Source organism: Porphyromonas canoris (genome assembly GCF_000769115.1).
Classification (GTDB): Bacteria; Bacteroidota; Bacteroidia; order Bacteroidales; family Porphyromonadaceae; genus Porphyromonas_A; species Porphyromonas_A canoris.
The window spans coordinates 276,216-294,833 of record NZ_JQZV01000003.1 but is presented as its reverse complement, the minus strand read 5'-3'; the positions used below and the strand labels follow the sequence as shown (position 1 = coordinate 294,833).

Here is an 18,618-nt window from a genome sequence, read left to right as displayed (position 1 = left end):
TTTTTAAGGTAAATAACACCGGTAAGGTTTGAGTATTATTGTCTATCTTTGTACTCAGAGTATGGAAAACATGGAGACGGACAGATACCTTGAAATGGTTATCTGCTTCGTTCTCTTCTTTATTTTCGTATCATACCAATTGGTTGACTCTTTCCTTTTGGATGATGATCCCCAAAATACAAGAGTAGAAATATAAAAACGTAACAGACATATGGAGATAAAAGACCTAAAAGAACAGGAAAGAATCCGGAGAGAAAGTCTTCAACAAATCATAGACTTGGGTATAGACCCCTATCCGGCAGAAGAATTCCCCGTAAATGCCTATGCTGAAGAGATAAAAAGTTCTTTCAAAGACGAACCGGAAGATGCACCGAAACGTATGGTATACGTTGCCGGACGCGTTATGGGACGTAGAATTATGGGGAAGGCAGCTTTCTGTGAACTTCAAGATTCTACAGGTCGAATCCAACTTTATATCACAAGAGACGACATCTGTCCGGGAGAAGACAAAGAGTTGTACAATACGCTATTCAAAAAGCTATTGGATATTGGAGACTTCATTGGGGTTTATGGCTATGTTTTTCGCACAAAAATGGGAGAAATATCCATTCATGTGCAAGAGTTGAAACTGCTTTCCAAGAGCCTACGTCCACTTCCTGTGGTGAAGACAAAAGACGATCAAGTATTCGATAGCTTCAGTGATCCGGAACAGCGTTACCGTCAGCGTTATGTGGATCTTGTGGTTAATGCCGGCGTGAAAGAGATCTTTATCAAGCGGACAAAGATATTCAATGCTATGCGAGACTTCTTCAATGCTCGTGGTTGGCTGGAAGTAGATACTCCTGTACTCCAACCAATACCGGGAGGAGCCGCGGCAAGACCATTCATCACCCACCATAATACTCTCGATATTCCACTCTATCTTCGTATAGCAAACGAGCTGTATCTGAAAAGACTTATCGTTGGTGGCTTTGACGGAGTATATGAATTCTCTCGTAATTTCCGAAATGAGGGTATGGACCGTACACACAACCCTGAGTTTACGGCTATGGAGATCTATGTGGCTTACAAGGACTACAACTGGATGATGAACATGACCGAACAGCTCCTTGAATATGTAGCAACGGAGGTGTTGGGTACAACTAAAACAACTATCGGATCTACTGAAATAGATTTCAAAGCTCCTTATAAAAGGATCTCCATGAGAGATGCCATATTAGAACATACGGGATTCGACATTTACAACAAAAATGAAGACGAAATCCGTCAGGCTTGTAAGGATATGCACATAGAGGTGGATAACACTATGGGTAAAGGGAAAATGATTGATGAAATCTTTGGTGAAAAGTGTGAAAAGCACTACATCCAACCAACTTTCATCACAGACTACCCGATAGAGATGTCTCCTCTTACTAAGAAGCACAGAAGTATTCCCGGCGTTACGGAACGATTTGAACTGATGGTCAATGGGAAAGAAATAGCGAATGCTTACAGTGAGTTGAACGATCCGATAGACCAGTTGGAAAGATTCGAAGATCAGCTCAAACTTTCTCAAAAAGGTGATGACGAGGCGATGTTTATAGACAAAGATTTTGTTCGTGCCTTGGAATATGGAATGCCTCCGACAAGTGGAATGGGAATAGGAATGGATCGTCTGGTAATGTTTCTCACCGGACAGGAGAGCATACAAGAGGTACTGTTCTTCCCACAAATGCGTCCGAGAAAGGACATCTAAACGACAATAGTATTGACTATATCCGAAAGGGTATCAAAATATAGAGATATTGTATGGCACAAGCCCTATCTGATGCAGATGATAGAGTAGCTAAGGCTACTAATCTTGAAGATTCTTCCTGGTCTCCCGGTCGTATAGGCTTGTTGGGTAGTGGAAGCTGGGCAACGGCTTTGGCTAAAATATTGCTCCAAAATGCAGATGAGATAAATTGGTATTTCAGATTTAAGGATACTGTAAAGCAGTTTATTCAAGGGGGGCATAACCCCGGTTATCTCTCGAGTGTCAATTTTGAAACTGATAGAATAAACTTCTATACGGATGTTGAGGAGTTGATAGAAAATTCTGACACAATTATCCTGATAACACCATCCCCCTACGTTCGAAATCTTTTGAGTAAAATCAAAAAAGCCAACACAAAAGGGAAGTTTTTTCTCAATGCCATCAAGGGCATTGTTCCGGAAGATAACGTGCTTATTTCGGACTATCTACATGACAATCTTAAGATTCCAGTAGATTACATTGGAGCAATAGGCGGACCTTGTCATGCCGAAGAGGTGGCAATGGATAGGCTTTCGTATCTAACCATAGCTTGTAGCGACAAACAGAAAGCTGAGCAACTAAAGAACTGTGTGGCGAGCAAAAATATTCGTTGCTCAATAAATACGGATGTTGTCGGCGTTGAGTATGCAAGCGTTTTGAAGAATGTCTATGCGATAGCTTCAGGAATATGTAGCGGCATGAAGTATGGGGACAATTTTCAAGCCGTATTGATTTCCAATGCTGTTAGAGAGATGAAGGACTTCGTTGATATGGTACAAAAAGAAGAGAGAGAGATAGCAGACTCTGTATATCTTGGAGACCTCTTGGTTACAGCCTATTCTCGTTTTAGTCGAAACAGAACATTCGGATCCATGATCGGGAAAGGTTACTCCGTCAAACAAGCCCAATTGGAGATGGAGATGGTGGCGGAGGGTTACTATGGAGCGAAGTGTGTGCATGAAGTGTCTAAACGTTTCAAAGCAAACCTACCTATAATGGAGGCTGTATATAAGATCCTTTACGAAAAAGTCTCTCCCAAGGAAGCTATTGCAGACCTTACCAAGCAATTTATTTAAGATTGACAAACAACTATTATACCGTATATATAACAAAAGATGAAGATTGAGATAGCAGGAGCATTGTATAGTGCAGATATAGAGAACAGATATAAAGAGCTGATTCCTTTGGCGCAGGCTGCCAACGAGTCTCTCGAAAATGGAACCGGAAAAGGGAATGACTTTCTGGGATGGCTTTCTCTACCCAAGGATATTTCGGAACAAGACCTAAACCATATACAATCTGTTGCAGATCTGCTTCGCAAAGACTGTGAGTTCGTTGTAACTATTGGTATCGGAGGCTCATATCTCGGAGCAAAAGCAGTTGTAGAAGCCCTTCAAGATAGTTTTGCCCCTTTTAAGACTAAGAAAGGAGCGACTCTTCTCTATGCCGGGAATCATATCTCGGAAGATTATTTATATGAACTTATAGAGCTTCTTAAAGGACATAAGTTTGGAATAATCAATATTTCCAAGAGTGGTACAACAACCGAACCTGCCATTGCTTTTCGTCTTCTGAAAGAACTCCTTGAGGCACAAGAAGGAAAGGATTTTGCCACCAAGCACACTATTGCCATAACAGATAGCAGCAAGGGCGCTCTTCGTAAACTTGCAGATGAAGAGGGATATACAAGCTTTATTATTCCGGACAATGTTGGTGGTAGATTTTCTGTCTTAACTCCTTGTGGATTGCTACCAATAGCTGTTGCAGGATTTGATATTAAGGAGTTGGTACGCGGAGCTAAAGAGATGATGCTTCAGACATCTGCTCAAGTAATTGGGGAGGAAAACATATCCATTCAGTATGCTGCTGTCAGAAATGCTCTCTATCAGAGCGGAAAGAAAATAGAAATCCTTGCAAACTATCACCCTAAAATGCACTTTATTGGCGAGTGGTGGAAACAGCTTTTTGGGGAAAGCGAGGGCAAAGAACTCAAAGGGATCTTCAATGCAGCTGTGGACTTGACCACCGATCTTCACTCCATGGGACAGTGGATACAGGAAGGTGAAAGAATAATCTTTGAGACCGTACTAAGTACAGCAACGCCGAAGTATGAGGTTAAAATCCCAACAGATAAAGAGAACCTCGACGGACTTAACTACATTGCCGGGAAACGTGTAGATGAAGTAAATAAGAAAGCGGAAGAGGGTACAATTTTGGCTCATAAGGATGGCGGTGTTCCTGTCATAAGAATTGAGCTTCCGGCTTTGAATGAGTTCTCTTTAGGACAACTCTTTTATTTCTTTGAAAGAGCGGTTGGAATAAGCGGATATCTTCTTGGGGTTAATCCTTTTGATCAGCCCGGAGTGGAAGCGTATAAAAATAATATGTTTGCTCTGTTGAATAAGCCGGGCTATGAAGAAGCTTCCGCTGCTATTCAAAACAGACTTAAGAAGAGATAAATAGAAATGAACAGACCTAATATCCCTTATAATACAGCTCTTAAAAAGTTGACTATCCCGGAATATGGAAGAGCCATTCAAGATATGCTGGATATCTGTATGGGCTTATCCAACAGGATAGAAAGACTAAAATGTGCCGAGTACATTGTTTCCCTCATGGCGAGAAAGAGCGGAGTGAAAACGGACGACATAGAGAATGTCAAAGTATTGTGGGATCACTTGTACGCAATGTCTGATTTCAAATTAGACATTGACTTTCCTGTGGAAGTGCGAAGCGAAGAAGAAGCAAAATTTAATCCGGATAAGATCCCTTATCATTACAATCTTCCGAGATACCGCCACTATGGACATGGAATAGAAAAGATGATACAGATATCCATGGCAACAGAAGATCCTGATCTTCGCAAGCAGAGAGAGTGTATCACAGCAATACAGATGAAAAAGGCATACGTCACTTGGAATAAGGGAGAGGTGCAAAATGAAAAGATCTTCAAAGATCTGCACGAGATGTCCAATGGTAAGATATACTTGGATGAGTTTGACTGCCTGCTTCCTGATGTAAGTCCCATGCCTGTTTCAGACAAACACAAACAGAAGAAAAAAAGCAAACAACAACGTAAGTAGCGTTTTTGAGTTGCGTTCAAAATATCCGAGAATTATGGTAATGGACCTTTAACCTTAAAATCTTAGAATTGTATGTCCTCGTTTATCATTGAAGGCGGACACTGGCTCCGCGGAGAAATCATCCCTCAGGGTGCAAAAAATGAAGCATTGCAGATAATAGCTGCCACACTTCTTACGAAAGAAGAAGTCATCATAGAAAATATTCCGGACATCGTGGATGTCAAGAATCTGATAGCTCTTCTCATAGATCTTGGCGTAAATGTTCGGAAGCTCGGTACTGATACATATAGCTTCGTAGCGGAAGATATAAACTTGGAATTTGCTTACTCGAAAGAGTTTCTGGAAAAGACTTCAACCCTTCGCGGGTCTGTTCTTATATTGGGTCCGTTACTTGCCCGCTTCGGAAGAGCCGTTATAGCCAAACCCGGAGGAGATAAGATCGGAAGACGAAGATTGGACACACATTTTGAGGGATTTATCAAGCTCGGTGCGGATTTTGAGTTTAATCAAGAGAAAGATCTTTTCAGCATTCATGCGGAACGTCTTCGCGGAACATACATGCTTTTGGATGAAGCGTCCGTAACAGGTACAGCCAATATTGTCATGGCTTCTGTCATGGCAGAAGGAACTACTACAATCTACAATGCGGCATGCGAACCCTATCTGCAGCAGCTATGCAAGATGCTTGTAAGAATGGGAGCAAAGATAGAGGGAATAGGAAGCAATCTTCTGACGATACATGGTGTAGACTCTCTCAATGGCACCTCTCACCGAATGCTTCCGGATATGATCGAGGTTGGCAGCTTTATCGGTATGGCAGCCATGACTCATTCTGAGATTACGATAAAGGATACAGCGATACGGGAGCTGGGGATTATTCCGAACCAATTCAGGCGACTGGGAATAAAGATAGAAGAGAAAGGCGACGATCTCTACATCCCGTCTCAAGAGATTTATGAGATAGAAAGCTTCATGGACGGCTCCATTATGACTATTGCAGATGCTCCATGGCCGGGACTCACTCCGGACCTTTTGAGTGTTTTTCTGGTTGTTGCCACACAGGCAAGAGGCAGTGTGCTCATCCATCAAAAGATGTTTGAGAGCCGTCTCTTCTTCGTGGACAAGCTCATAGACATGGGAGCGCAGATTATCCTGTGCGATCCGCACAGAGCCACAGTCATAGGGTTGGCAGAAAGCAACAAGCTACGTGCAACGAACATGGTATCTCCGGACATTCGTGCAGGTATTGCGATGCTCATCGCGGCGATGTCTGCTAACGGAGTGAGCAGGATAGACAACATCAACCAGATAGACAGAGGCTATCAGAACATTGAAGAAAGACTCAACTCGATCGGAGCAAACATACAACGGATATAGAACCCATGCAAAGTCTTCTCCCCAAAAATTACAAGCAGATCGGTACTTGCGTTCAGCCCCACGGGACACAAGGCGAGCTTTCTTTGCAGCTTCTTTCGGACAGCTTCGTAGATATAGAGCCCTCGTTTATCTTCGTTCAAAAAGATGGTTGCATGATCCCCTATCCGTTCGTTCAAAGCAGGGGCAATAAGGGGAAATACATCCTCTCCGTCGGTTTCGTATCCTCGATGGAGGAGGCAGAAAAGCTCGTCGGGCTCTCTTTTTACATAGACCGGGAAGAGTGGGAGCACCACTTGAACCGGACGGGAGAGGACGAAAAGCTCATGGAGGACGAGCTGGTCGGCTTCTCAGTCATCGACTCCGCTTCGGGCGATCACATCGGAGAGATAGCAGGCATAATGATGATTGCCGAAAATCCGCTCTTTGAAGTAAGATCTGCCACCGATACGGCTGAAAAAGAGAACATATTTTACATCCCGATCGTTGAGGAATGGATCACAAACATAGATGTGAATACGAGGGAAATCACGATGACTCTTCCTGACGGACTCATATCATAATGATTTGATCTTTAAGAGATAACAATCCTCGGCATCCGATAAAGTTTTTTAAGGGAACGGTTTAAGGACTGACTTCTATATCAGGAAGTCGGTCCTCTTTTTGCCACTTTCTTTCCGATCCGGGGCTGCATAAGGGCAAGCAGAAATCAGCATTCCTCAAAAAGATAATTATCAATATTCCAAAACCTTTAACGCTTTCCCGAAAAGATTAGGTACTTTCTCCAAAAAAATTAGGTACTTTTTCCGAAAAGATTAGGTACTTTTTCCGAAAAGATTAGGTACTTTTTCCGAAAAGATTAGGTACTTTTTCCGAAAAGATTAGGTACTTTTTCTGAAAAGATTAGGTACTTTTCCCCGAAACCTTTAGTGCTTTCCTCCAAAACCTTTAGTGCTTTTCCCCGAAACCTTTAGTGCTTTTCCACAAAACCTTTAGTGCTTTCCTCCAAAACCTTTAGTGCTTTTCCCAAAAACCTTTAGTGCTTTTCCCCGAAACCTTTAGTGCTTTTCCCCGAAACCTTTAGTGCTTTCCTCCGAAACCTTTAGTGCTTTTCTCCGAAACCTTTAGTGCTTTTCTCCGAAACCTTTAGTGCTTTTCCACAAAACCTTTAGTGCTTTTCTCCGAAACCTTTAGTGCTTTCCTCCGAAACCTTTAGTGCTTTTCCACAAAACTTTTAGTGCTTTTCTCCGAAACCTTTAGTGCTTTCCAGAATGAGGTTAGTTTCCTTTCTAAAAATGGTAATTACTAATCCGTGAAATGGTAATTACTAATCCGTGAAATGGTAATTACTAATCCACGAAACGGTAATTACTAATCCACGAAACGGTAATTATCAATCCATGAAATGGTAATTATCAATCCATGAAATGGTAATTATCAATCCATGAAATGGTAATTATCAATCCATGAAATGGTAATTATGAAAGAGGAGAGAGGTGATTTATCGGCTCTCTTTGTTGGAGCCTTCTTTGATGACAATCTTTTGAGCTTCCAAGAGGCGGCGCTTGGAGTCGGAGTCTCTGAATGCAAAGAGATAACTGTGATCGCCCTCCCGGATCTTGAGCTTCTTGCGCAGCTCTTCGGCTTTCAGATCGAAATTTTTGGCGATCAATCCATAAGATTTTCCGGAAAAAGAGGCTATCGTTCGTTTGTTCCAAGAGTGCTCGCAGAGAATCTCGTACACTCTTCCGGGAAACGGCATCGGCTCTTTGGAGAAGTAGAGATGGGTGGAGGGTGCGATCTTGAACAGCCGATCCGCCCATGGAGTACCGCCCAGCCCGATCTTACTAAGGGCAGGATTCGGGATGTAGAGGTATCGGAACGAGTCCAAGTCTTGCAAGATCGGAAGGTCGGGATATCTCTTGTTGGGCTTAGTGGTGCTCTCCGAAATGCCGTGGGAAATGTGAGTGGCGGTGAGGAACGAATCTTCGGAGGCGGCTCTGTCGAAAAGCAGACAGACCTCTTTAAGCTCCCCATCCAAAGCCAAAGCATGAATGACGGAGGGCGCGGAAGAGAACAGCCGGTTCAGCAGTGATATGTCTGCTATCGGCGAGAGTTTTACCAACAAGTCCGCAGAAGGATGGTGGGAGCGAAGATGAGATTCTGTTTCGATGATGTCCGGCACACAGTTGCGCGGATCCTGCTCTCTCCTACCGCCGCCATCGGGGCGTCTGTCGGGATCCGCGTAAAGGAGTATCTTCTTCTGCTCTATGTCTATGCTCGGAAAAGTGTTGCGAATGAAATCTTCCGCCGTTGCATTGTACACCTCCACCTTCTGTCTCAAAACTTCGGCATTGCGCCTGAAAGCATCTGCCCTATCGGAAGAAGGCTCCACGTAAATAAGCTGTTTCGCTTTGGCAGAAAAGGCGATGGTGTCGGCTCCTAAGCCTCCGGTCAGATCAATGATAATGTCGTAGGAAGATATCCATCTGCACTTCTCTGTCGCGGTGATATGGGATGAGGCTTGCTCGGCAATGGTCGGATCGGAGATATAAACGTCCCGGTTCTCGTACCAGAGAGGGAGCTTGTGTCGGATCTTCTGCTTGGAAAGGACTCCTGTTGAGATCTGCATCCGCTCTTCAGGAGTAAAATCCTTCAGACGCATGCTCAGTTCATAAGCATTCTCGGACTTGTATTGTTCGATCAGATTAAGAATCTTCGCCGGCACTTCCATTGTCAAGATTTTGCATATTGGATGGAAGAGATTTACTCGGAGAAAGCCCAAGCGCACGCATTTTCTCTAATCGGCTCACAATATTTCCCCGCCCGGCGGTGAGCTGATTATATGCTTCGTCATAAGTCTTCTGCAAGGATTCTATCTGCGAGCCTACCCGACTGAACTTCTCTGCATACGAAACAAACTTATCATAAAGCTTGTTTGCCTCCGAAACAATGTCTTGTATGTTATGGATCTGATACTCTTTCTTCCATAAATCCAGTAAAGAGCGAAGCATCGCGATGAGGTTGAGAGGCCCCATAAGAACCACTTTTTTATTGTAAGCATCCATCCAAAGGTTCGGGTCCAACTGCAATGCAAGATTGAATGCACCTTCGTTCGGGAAGAACAAAACGACAAACTCCAACGATGTCGAGTGATAACGCGAGTAATCTTTAACACTCAACTCCCTGATATGACTCTTTACAGATGTCAGATGACGCTTCATTGCTTCTTTTCTTTCATCTTCCGACTCCGCAGAGAAGAAGTCATAATAGGCAGACAACGATACTTTAGAGTCTATTATGACATCGCGCTCCTGAGGATAATGAACGATGGCATCAGGGCGCATGGCTCTTGCTGTCTCTTCATTTCTTACTACGCCGGAGCCTTCTACTATGGTGTGTTGCAGATCATATTCTCTTCCGCGGATAAGACCGGAGTCTTCCAAGACGCGCTCCAAGATCATTTCTCCCCAGTCTCCCTGTACTTTGTTTTTACCTCGAAGTGCTTGAGTCAGATTATTGGCCTCCTTTGAGATGCTTTTATTCTGCTCCATGAGATTCTCTATAACACCTTTAAGCAGATGTCTCTCTTTTGCTTCGTTGATATAGACATTCTCCACTTGCTGTCTGAACTGCTGAATGTCTTTACTCAGAGGAGAAAGAATCTCCTGTACGGTAATTCTGTTCCCTTTTTCCAAAGATTGCGCCTTCTCATCCAATATCTCACGAGCTACGGAAGCAAAACCTTTTTCTACTTCCTGTTTCAAATCTGATTGTCGCTGCTTCTCCTGCTCACAAGTCTGCTTCAAAAATCTGTTTTCCGTCTTTAAGGCAGATAAAAAGTAAAGCAAAACAACAACCGCAATGGCGAAGAGAATAGTAAGAAAAATAAAGATATCCATAAGGGGGAATTATTGTTTTCTATCATTGATACATCTGAAAGACGCAAGAGCATAGAGAGCCGCTGTCTCTGTTCGTAAGCGATATGTACCCAAAGAAACAGGGATGTAACCACTATCCACTGCTTTCTGAACCTCAGTATCGGTGAAATCGCCTTCCGGACCTATCATTATTATACTATCACTACCGGCTGTCATGGTTGAAGCAAGATCTTTCTTAGGAAAAGTTTCGGCGCAGTAGGCTATAAATTTTTGCTCTATCCCCTTCCATTTCCGACACACTTCCTCAACGGAAAGACCAACACTCAATGAAGGCAGAAAAAGATGTCTGCTCTGCTTCATTGCCGATACCATTATCTTCTCAAGACGCTCTACGCTTACTTTTTCTCTTTCGGAGCGATCACAATGCAAAAGAATAATATCCGAAACACCCAGTTCGACAGCTTTCTCGATGAACCACTCCGTACGATCTCTGTTTTTAGTGGGAGCCATACAAACTACACACTTAGAAATCTCTCCTCTTTCGATTTCCTGAATAACAGAATCTACCGAAACTATTGCTGCCTTCGGATCTGCCTCTGCAAGAGTGCAAGCATACATTTTGCCTTTACCATCCAAAACGTTGCACCGGGCTCCGGATTGCAATCGAAGCACCTTTACGGCATGAGCGGACTCTTCCAAAGAGAGCACCGGAGAGAGTTCTACGTCAGGACAATAAAAAGAAGGCAACTCATTAAAAATCATCTTCGTAGCTCTTGTTCCCTTTTTCATCTCAGTTTAGCTTTACTAAGAAATATCATCAGAACATCCTTTCTGTTTAATAACATCATGAAGGATGGATGCCCATTCATACTTTTCTTCCTTCACCATAGTACCCAAGACCTCTTTTAGATCTTTCATATCAGCTTCAGCCAACAAGTCTATCAAAGGGATCTGATCCGGAATAGTACTTTCTATCTTCTCTTGAAAGACTTCTAAAATATGCAGTCTCTCAAGCTGTTCATCAGAGATTTCCTTTCCTAAGACAGCATAAGTCTCATTGAAGACACGTCTAATAGCATTTCCTTTCCCACTATTCTCTCCAAGAGCTATCAAAGAAGACTTTTGCTTGCTGTCTTCCAAATTCAATCTTATAATAATGTGATCTGAATTGAAAACAAGCTTATCCCTAAACTTGTCCAGTAAATCTTTGTGTACGTATATAGAAGTTCGTTTTCTAATCCCGACAAGAACCGAATCCAACAGAGGAGCCTCAAAATAAGATGTATGAGTATTTCCCTCAGAATTATCTCCTTGTATTTTTATCCAACAGCTGTTTCGTACTAAAAGTTCCTCTACTATGCGTATCTCTTCTACACGATAGTTGGTGTGGAGAAGAAGAGCATCCAATAACGTCACGGACTCTTCTTTAGGTAAAATAGATCCGATACGAAGACGCATCTTAACCAGAGGATGAACTAACGAAGGAATGAGTATTGGGAAGCCGGCTGTCCCTTTGACTTCCCGAAGAATCAAAACATTGGGAGAGTTTGGGTCTTTACCATTCCCCTCTCCCAAAGCAAACATCTCTACTCTGGAATATCTGTCCTCCACTTGAGGTCTTTTTTCTTCTCCCTCTATCATTCTATTTCTACTCTATATCAAAATCTGAAAGATCCCACACCTCTTCATCTTCATTCTCTCCCAAAGATATAATAATGGAAGAAGCTCCCACACTGAGGACATCGCCATCTTTAAGCCTATACTTCTCCCCTTTTTGTAGAAGAGCATTATTGACAAATGTCCCTGTCCTACTTTCGTTATCTCGGACATAGTAGTAGGCTTTTTCTCCTCTACCCGTTTTTCCTAATACGAAGTGAAGACGATCCATGCTTGGATCTGAAGTGTAAATCTGGAGATCTGCATTTGAATCTTTATTCTTTCTTCCCACCACAATCTCTTCCTTTTCGGGTAAAGCATATTTTTGTTCGTAAGCAAAAATATTCTCCACTATCGTAAAGTGTGGCTTTGTAGTATCCAACTCTTCAGAAAGTACAATAGATGCTGCACGTTTAACTCTATCTGTTGGAAGATCCAACTTAGAACGATACACATAAAACGTTTTGTAGCAAGCATTACAAGTAATACTCATACCACTTCCCTCTCGTTCTTCTTTGTATTGCTCTTTAGTATGGATGCGTTCGCAAAACGGACAATGAACCTCTATCATATCATTACACGGAATACTGATTTATTCAATCTTATCTCTCTAAACTATGTCCGAAAATAGAGAAAGTAATCTTTCCAACCCTTTTCGATCTTCATCATCAAAAGTATCCAGCTCTGCACTATCTATATCCAATACACCAACGACCTCTCCCTTGTTGTCAAACAGAGGAACTACTATTTCGCTTTTTGAAAAAGAGCTGCAAGCAATATGACCCGGAAACTCGTCGACATTCGGCACCACAATGGTAGTGGCACGTTCCCATGCTGCTCCGCAAACACCTTTTCCTTTGCCTATTTTAGTGCAGGCCACCGGTCCTTGAAAAGGATAAAGGACAAGCTCCGTTCCCTCTTTATTTATCATGTAAAAACCTGTCCAGTGATACTCAAATGTATGGTGAAGAAGAGCAACAAAGTTGGACATATTCGTTATTAAAGGAAGAGAAGAGTCCAAAAGTCCTTTTACATACTCATAAAGAGTCTCATAGACTTCCGCCTTATTTTCTTTCGTTGGTTTAACGTCCGGTATAGTGTGCATAAATAAGTCCTGTTCGTTTTTAATCGAGAGCCAAATATCTCTATTATATATCAGAAATTTATATTAAAAGCCATCAAAGCAGTCAAACCTTTCTGAGGAGCTCCAATCCATCTTGCAGTAGAAGTATTAAGAAGATTATTTACCTCCAAACCCAGACTGTACTTATGGTTGAATGTATGGGTTATTCCAAGATCTATATTAAACGACATTGGAAGACTGACTTCTTCTCGAGTTGCAGAGGAGGGTTGCTTCGGAGAAAAGAAAGTAACTCCCATATCGGAAGAGCAAAGCGCTCTGAACAACCACTTGTCCTTGACATTGTAAGTAAAAATAGCTCCATGAGTAAATGCAGGAAGCCCCAAAATAGAATGCTCTTTCTCATCCGGCAGCATATAACGATTAAAGCTACCAAAAGCCTTGAGCATAAATCCATAAGGAGAATAATAGCTTACGGAACCATTAAGGAATATATTTTTTATCCGATTTCTCCTGTTGGCTTCCACCATTTGCATATCTACAATATAGCCATCATCTTTATATCCATAAGAGAAAGTGCCATATTCTGTCATTGCATAATGATCTGCAAATCCTCCCTCAACATCTATATGAAATCCATTTAGAGATCCATAAGTCGCACCTAAAAGCACTCTATATGCTGTGGAGTTCAGTGCATTAGTCATTCCACTTGTAATATTCAGATAGGGATTCTGCTCCAATTGCTCATACAGCGTAGGCAGAAGCGCTCCACCATCAGCTTTCAGTCGAAGAGCCAGCTTACGTTGATCTCCAAAAGAGTATCTTAGATCAACATCCGGAGCTATTGCCAAATTGGAAATTCCACTTTCACGATTATAGACCCTTACTCCAACATTTACCCCATATTGTTCGCTGTTAATACCAATAAATGGAGAAGCAGAAAAGAGCAGTCTGTTTAGTCTAAAAGATTGTATGGTAGGTCCACCGGTATGATAATGCTGTACAAATCCCTTTACTCCGGCACTCCAAAGCTCGCGAAAGTGATAAGAGAGCATGGCTTGAGCGGAAACATTCAACTCCGCTGCTCGAATACTCTTATCTCCACCGGCCAAACGATGAATATCTGCTTTGTCAAGAAAAGAGGCAATGGCATTTCCGGAAATCGCCCACCCATCTTCATAAAGCATCTGTTTAGGTTGTAGCTCCAATGTCAATGCACCACCCCAAACATTATGAGAAGGCGGTGTCAGAGTTTTAGTCGGATCTATTGCTGTTCCATCCTCTTTTTTTAGTCCTGTCAGCCCATAAAGAGATCTCTTTTGATATAGAAATCGAGCAGAAATATCCGCAAACGTTCCTAATGCCGGCATACGCATACGAGCAAGAAGATCGGTAGAATGATCTCTTCTATCTGTTCTGTTATCAAATTCAGGATGATGTGCTCCATATCCGACCCCTTCATGTCTCAAATGAAGAGAAGATATTTTATTTTCTCCGGTTTTCTGTGCAACACCGACAGCGGCACTATACTCCAAAGGATACCCTCCCGCAAGCCTGAGATACCCTTTTTGAGGAAATTGATCCGGTTGATGCAGGTTTCTCAAAGGAGCCAACTCCTGACGCTGATACTTGGTTGCAGCACTAAAAGCATCTTTAATAAAAGAGACCGGAAGAGCTGCTTTTGTCGGCTTTAGAGGTAAAGGATTGAAGAACTCTTTTTTAACAACACTACCAACAGGAACATACTCTTTCTCAAGTACAACCTCTCGTTTCAGTGAGTCCTGTTTTACGGTCTGAGCATCCAGTACAGAAGGATACATAACTACTCCAATACCGAATATTGCAAATAGAATACCTTTATTATATCTTTTCATTTCACTACTCTTGAACTTGTTTATCACTTAAGAGAACTTAGTCTGGACTCTACCTTAGAAAGAATATCATCTTTCCCGGTAGGCTTATAGTTGCTCTTTACACCTTTCAGATACTCCAAAGCCAAATTCTTATCCCCCTGCTTAACGGCTATATCCGAAAGCAAGATAAATGCTCTTGAAATCCAATAGGAGTCATTATACCCTTTTTCCAGATAAGCCTCGGCACTCTTTTTAGCCACAGCTATCCGTCCCAAACCATATTGAGCTTCAGCCTCTAATACTTGGCTGACAGAGAGAGTTTGCTTACTTGCGTCCAGCTTCATAGCTGCAGAAGTAAGGTTCAAGACCTCTTGATACTCTCCATTTTCAAGGATTTTCTTGGCAACATAATTCAGTATCGGAGCAGAAGCAGCATAAGCTTTGAACCTGCCCGACTCTATCTCCTTGGCCAATGAGCGTAGCATATCAACCTCCCCTCCCTTTTCTGCCACAGCCAAGGCAGCAAAAAGAGCAGACTCTACCCCTTGTTTATTTTGTGCAGATCTTCTTGCAAGCTGTACATAAGTAGAAATTGAAGCATCATAATTTCCGGACTGCTCATAGGTCTGAGCCAACATCTTCAAAACATCTCCTTGAATAGCCGTATTATTTCTCCTCTCCAAAGCGATCAGGATAGGAAGTGCTTCACTATATCTTCTCTCTTTATAAAGGATATAAGCTTGGTGATACTCCGCCTGATCTCTAAAAGATCCGTTGGGATATCTCTCCACATAGCGTCTCATTGCCTCCAAAGCCTCTTTCTGTTTACCTTGAGAAATAAGACGTTCTGCCGCCAAGAATGTTAAAGACTCTGTTTCATCGGAGTTTTTACTTCCTGTGGATTGATCCACCAGTTGTGCAAGTCTCGAATACTCATCTACTCTGTCCAAACGTACGGATATACTCTTGAGGTCTTGAAGAGCAGATTTGGCTTCTCCACTGTTAGGGTAACGCCTTATGACCTCTGCATATATATCCGCGGCTCTATTCAGATCGTTGTCATTAAAGAAAGAGAGAGCGAGTTGTACACCTGCTTTAGGAGCAAAATCACTATCGGGATAACCATTGAAAACTTTGGAGAACTCTGTTCTTGCGCCCGTATTATTTTCAATGAACGTCAATGCCCGCCCCTTCTCATAAAGAGCTTCTTGAATGTAGGGAGAGTTAGGATATTTGACAACCAAAGACTCCAACTCCGAAGCTTTCCCTTGATAGTTCTTTCGCAGCCCCATGATATGAGCACGCTTCAGTACAGCATAGTCTGCATCCTTACCACCTCTTGTCATTGCAGTTGTGTATGCAGAGAAAGCAGCATCATATTCTCTTTGCATCACCGCTATGTCTCCAAGCCTGTTGTAAGCATTTGTATGATCTGCTTCGGGTGTTGTGCCGGTAAGAGAGAGATAATTTCTAAAAGCCTCTTGTGCTTCTCCCCAACGCTCCAGGTTGAAGAAAGAGTAGCCCAGATTGTAATACGCTATCGGATTAACAGCCTGCCCTTTCGGCACCATCTGTATATAGGTCTGAATGCTTCTGATGGCATCGTTGTAGTTACCCTCTCTGTGAAGCAACTCTCCTTTCCACAAATAAGCCTCTGCAACGCTCTCGGCATCGCCATTAGAGGTTATAATATCGTCGTACTCCTTTTTTGCGGCTATCACATTACCTGTACCAAGCAGTGTGTTAGCCTTACTCAAAGTGATCTTTTGTCTAAGCTTTACCAACTCCTTGGGTAACGGAGTGATCTTGTCTATCTCCTTTATGGCTCCAACATGATCGGATGTTCTACCATAAGCATCCACAAGATAAGAAACAGCCTTATCACTGTACTCAGAGAGGGGGTGCTTGCTGACGAACTTTCCCAACGCCTCAGTTCCGACACCTATCTCTCCCGGATGTTCATTGTACAGAATCATGCCGGCATTATACTCTGCCGCTTGAACCAAAGGCAGATAAACCTCTATTTGAGAAGAGTTCACGAACGCATTATAAGCATCTTGAAGCTTTCCCGAAGAGAGTGCAGACAACCCCTTATAGTAGAGTGCCAGCTGAGACATATAGTCATTCGTTCCGTCTGCCACCTTTCTAAAGTGCTGCATTGCCTCCGAATACAGCTCCAGCCTGTACTGCTCCTGCCCAAGGGTCAAAAGCTCCAAACGTCCCGGAGCATCTGTCATGGCAACATAAGAAGAGAGATACTCCAGAGCCTTACGGCTCAAAGAGAGCTGAGCAGCCGATAATCCGGCCACTCTGTAAGCAGAAGCCACAGCCTCTCTATCTCCTGTTTTCTTCATCGTACGCTCTGCCAAAGGAAGAGCATCGCTATACTTACCCTGCTCCAAAAGCATTTCACCCTCGTAAGCTCCAACGTAAAGCCCGTAAAAAGAGTCATTCTCTATCGGTCTGAAGTACTTGAAAGCCGCAGGATAGTCTCTTTTTTGAAATGCTATATATCCAGCATAAAAAGAAGACTCTTTGGAATATTTCTTACTGTAAACAAGAGGAGCAAATATATTCAAAGCCAAATCTTCTCTTCGATCTTTCATTAACGAGTATGCCAAATAGTAGGACATCCTTTCCGAAAGATCTTCCGGGAGGAAGTCTCTATCGAGAAGATCCAACCAATAGGCAGCACTTCTGTAATTCTCTTGAGAGAAATAGTACTCTCCCAAAGCGGCTTTAGCATAGAGCGCAGATGCCGATTGGGGATGTTTCTCTATGAAGTAAAGCAACATCTGTTCTGCCGAAAGAGCACCGCTCTTGGCAGAAGAAAGAGCTAAAATCAACTCTTTTTCATGCTCCAGCATAGGCATATAGGAGTCTATCCAAGAGAAAGGTTTCTGCACTTTATAGGAGGCATAGAGCGTATTGTGTCTATGGTAGGCGTCCCAAGAGTCCCCCATCTTGGAAACGAAGTGCGGCATATCTATGGGGCGATGTTGAGCAACAACGCTTGTTCCACCACCCAACAATAACAGCATCAGTCCGATAAAACGTTTCTTCATGTTTGATTGGTACTAAGAATACTAACAAGTTTTTGAACAATCCAAAGGTACTAAAAAAGTCGCTAACCCAGCCGAAGAGGTGCTTGTGATACAAAATAAGAAACGGAAGAAAAAGCCCTAAATTCAAGTTCTTCTTTCTTTTTTATAAAAATTTATACGTTTCATCGAAATCTTATTTCCCCTTCTTTAGAGTTACTTTCTCAACAATTGGAGCAGAAGAATGAAAAAAAACAGTCTAATATTTTGTTAATTAAAACATTTAGAGTACTTTTGGGATATAATCGATTTCGGATATATTATATTATGTCATACACCAAATAATTTTTCGAGATGAATAAAACTGAACTCATTGCGGCTATTGCTGAAAAAGCCGGTCTAACCAAGACTGATTCAAAAAAAGCTCTTGATGCTTTCCAAACAGTGGTGAAAGATGAAATGAAAGCTGGTAACAAGGTTGCGATCATTGGTTTCGGAACATTCTCTGTAACTAAAAGAGAAAAACGCACCGGCACTAACCCACGTACAAAAGAACGCATCACAATTCCTGCAAAATCTACTGTACGTTTCAAACCGGGTAGTGAACTTGAACTTAAATAATAGTTTGTTTTTCACTCCCAAACGTCAGAATTAAGATACCCACAGCTGTTGAGCTGTTAAGCTAATGGTAACACTTCTATTTACAAATAGAGGTGTTATTTTTTATTTTAACGGCATGGAGAAAAAGGATTTCTGACAACTCCTTTTTGTATAATATCCTGTCCGAATACATAATATCAGTTTGAGATTGTAGCCTTAACTTCTCCTGTAAACGCCTATAAAATCTTCTCCAAACAGATTCCTTTTTGTGTCTA

The 18,618-nt window shown here is 42.3% G+C and carries 15 protein-coding genes; 7 read left to right on the top strand and 8 right to left on the bottom strand.

The window, feature by feature from the left end:
* The first annotated feature begins 211 nt into the window (after positions 1-211).
* The 6 genes from lysS (at position 212) to rimM (ending at position 6,794) form a co-directional block, all read left to right on the top strand.
* Positions 212-1,735, top strand: a complete 1,524-nt coding sequence (gene lysS, locus HQ43_RS01955; RefSeq protein WP_036788929.1) for a lysine--tRNA ligase — start codon at positions 212-214, stop codon at positions 1,733-1,735.
* Between the two features lie 53 nt (positions 1,736-1,788).
* A complete protein-coding gene (locus HQ43_RS01950) occupies positions 1,789-2,850 on the top strand; it encodes an NAD(P)H-dependent glycerol-3-phosphate dehydrogenase (RefSeq protein WP_081964515.1) in 1,062 nt (353 codons plus the stop codon).
* A 39-nt stretch (positions 2,851-2,889) separates the two neighbouring features.
* Positions 2,890-4,233, top strand: a complete 1,344-nt coding sequence (locus HQ43_RS01945; RefSeq protein ID WP_036788927.1) for a glucose-6-phosphate isomerase — start codon at positions 2,890-2,892, stop codon at positions 4,231-4,233.
* 6 nt (positions 4,234-4,239) lie between these two features.
* Positions 4,240-4,857: a DUF4290 domain-containing protein gene (locus HQ43_RS01940; RefSeq protein ID WP_052103014.1), complete on the top strand. Its 618-nt coding sequence runs from the start codon at positions 4,240-4,242 to the stop codon at positions 4,855-4,857.
* 72 nt (positions 4,858-4,929) lie between these two features.
* Positions 4,930-6,234, top strand: coding sequence for a UDP-N-acetylglucosamine 1-carboxyvinyltransferase (gene murA / locus HQ43_RS01935; RefSeq protein ID WP_036788925.1), 1,305 nt, complete (start codon positions 4,930-4,932; stop codon positions 6,232-6,234).
* A 5-nt stretch (positions 6,235-6,239) separates the two neighbouring features.
* Positions 6,240-6,794: a ribosome maturation factor RimM gene (rimM, locus tag HQ43_RS01930; RefSeq protein ID WP_036788923.1), complete on the top strand. Its 555-nt coding sequence runs from the start codon at positions 6,240-6,242 to the stop codon at positions 6,792-6,794.
* A gap of 938 nt (positions 6,795-7,732) precedes the next feature.
* On the opposite strand, the gene HQ43_RS01925 is transcribed toward rimM, so the two are convergent.
* From HQ43_RS01925 to HQ43_RS01890, 8 genes are read right to left on the bottom strand one after another with little or no spacing between them, the layout of a single operon-like run.
* Positions 7,733-8,965 (bottom strand): THUMP-like domain-containing protein, encoded by a 1,233-nt coding sequence (locus HQ43_RS01925; RefSeq protein WP_036788920.1) that lies wholly within the window; start codon positions 8,963-8,965, stop codon positions 7,733-7,735.
* The gene (locus HQ43_RS01920; RefSeq protein ID WP_052103013.1) at positions 8,940-10,133 is read right to left on the bottom strand and encodes a DNA recombination protein RmuC; all 1,194 of its coding nucleotides are present in this window, start codon (positions 10,131-10,133) and stop codon (positions 8,940-8,942) included. The genes HQ43_RS01925 and HQ43_RS01920 overlap by 26 nt, the downstream gene beginning before the upstream one ends.
* Positions 10,134-10,142: 9 nt before the next feature.
* Positions 10,143-10,901: an RsmE family RNA methyltransferase gene (locus HQ43_RS01915; RefSeq protein WP_052103012.1), complete on the bottom strand. Its 759-nt coding sequence runs from the start codon at positions 10,899-10,901 to the stop codon at positions 10,143-10,145.
* 15 nt (positions 10,902-10,916) lie between these two features.
* A complete protein-coding gene (locus HQ43_RS01910) occupies positions 10,917-11,753 on the bottom strand; it encodes a hypothetical protein (protein ID WP_036788918.1) in 837 nt (278 codons plus the stop codon).
* A gap of 7 nt (positions 11,754-11,760) precedes the next feature.
* Positions 11,761-12,339, bottom strand: coding sequence for an FHA domain-containing protein (locus tag HQ43_RS01905; RefSeq protein WP_052103011.1), 579 nt, complete (start codon positions 12,337-12,339; stop codon positions 11,761-11,763).
* 39 nt (positions 12,340-12,378) lie between these two features.
* Positions 12,379-12,873, bottom strand: a complete 495-nt coding sequence (locus HQ43_RS01900; RefSeq protein WP_052103010.1) for a GAF domain-containing protein — start codon at positions 12,871-12,873, stop codon at positions 12,379-12,381.
* Between the two features lie 50 nt (positions 12,874-12,923).
* Positions 12,924-14,723, bottom strand: a complete 1,800-nt coding sequence (locus tag HQ43_RS01895) for a hypothetical protein (RefSeq protein ID WP_152567455.1) — start codon at positions 14,721-14,723, stop codon at positions 12,924-12,926.
* 23 nt (positions 14,724-14,746) lie between these two features.
* Positions 14,747-17,767 carry a tetratricopeptide repeat protein gene (locus tag HQ43_RS01890; RefSeq protein ID WP_036788914.1) on the bottom strand — a complete coding sequence of 1,007 codons (3,021 nt, stop codon included), beginning with the start codon at positions 17,765-17,767 and terminating at the stop codon, positions 14,747-14,749.
* 330 nt (positions 17,768-18,097) lie between these two features.
* Between HQ43_RS01890 and HQ43_RS01885 the strand changes: the two genes are divergently transcribed.
* Entirely contained in the window at positions 18,098-18,364 is a 267-nt protein-coding gene (locus tag HQ43_RS01885) for an HU family DNA-binding protein (protein ID WP_036788912.1), read from the top strand.
* Positions 18,365-18,618: the final 254 nt, after the last annotated feature.

Bases quoted from the DNA above. Each gene is read 5' to 3' on its own strand.
- lysS (WP_036788929.1), top strand. From the start codon at position 212: ATGGAGATAAAAGACCTAAAAGAACAGGAAAGAATCCGGAGAGAAAGT.
- murA (WP_036788925.1), top strand. From the start codon at position 4,930: ATGTCCTCGTTTATCATTGAAGGCGGACACTGGCTCCGCGGAGAAATC.
- HQ43_RS01910 (WP_036788918.1), bottom strand. From the start codon at position 11,753: ATGATAGAGGGAGAAGAAAAAAGACCTCAAGTGGAGGACAGATATTCC.
- HQ43_RS01915 (WP_052103012.1), bottom strand. From the start codon at position 10,901: ATGAAAAAGGGAACAAGAGCTACGAAGATGATTTTTAATGAGTTGCCT.
- HQ43_RS01940 (WP_052103014.1), top strand. From the start codon at position 4,240: ATGAACAGACCTAATATCCCTTATAATACAGCTCTTAAAAAGTTGACT.
- rimM (WP_036788923.1), top strand. From the start codon at position 6,240: ATGCAAAGTCTTCTCCCCAAAAATTACAAGCAGATCGGTACTTGCGTT.
- HQ43_RS01950 (WP_081964515.1), top strand. From the start codon at position 1,789: ATGGCACAAGCCCTATCTGATGCAGATGATAGAGTAGCTAAGGCTACT.
- HQ43_RS01920 (WP_052103013.1), bottom strand. From the start codon at position 10,133: ATGGATATCTTTATTTTTCTTACTATTCTCTTCGCCATTGCGGTTGTT.
- HQ43_RS01885 (WP_036788912.1), top strand. From the start codon at position 18,098: ATGAATAAAACTGAACTCATTGCGGCTATTGCTGAAAAAGCCGGTCTA.
- HQ43_RS01945 (WP_036788927.1), top strand. From the start codon at position 2,890: ATGAAGATTGAGATAGCAGGAGCATTGTATAGTGCAGATATAGAGAAC.
- HQ43_RS01890 (WP_036788914.1), bottom strand. From the start codon at position 17,767: ATGAAGAAACGTTTTATCGGACTGATGCTGTTATTGTTGGGTGGTGGA.
- HQ43_RS01905 (WP_052103011.1), bottom strand. From the start codon at position 12,339: ATGATAGAGGTTCATTGTCCGTTTTGCGAACGCATCCATACTAAAGAG.
- HQ43_RS01900 (WP_052103010.1), bottom strand. From the start codon at position 12,873: ATGCACACTATACCGGACGTTAAACCAACGAAAGAAAATAAGGCGGAA.
- HQ43_RS01925 (WP_036788920.1), bottom strand. From the start codon at position 8,965: ATGGAAGTGCCGGCGAAGATTCTTAATCTGATCGAACAATACAAGTCC.
- HQ43_RS01895 (WP_152567455.1), bottom strand. From the start codon at position 14,723: ATGAAAAGATATAATAAAGGTATTCTATTTGCAATATTCGGTATTGGA.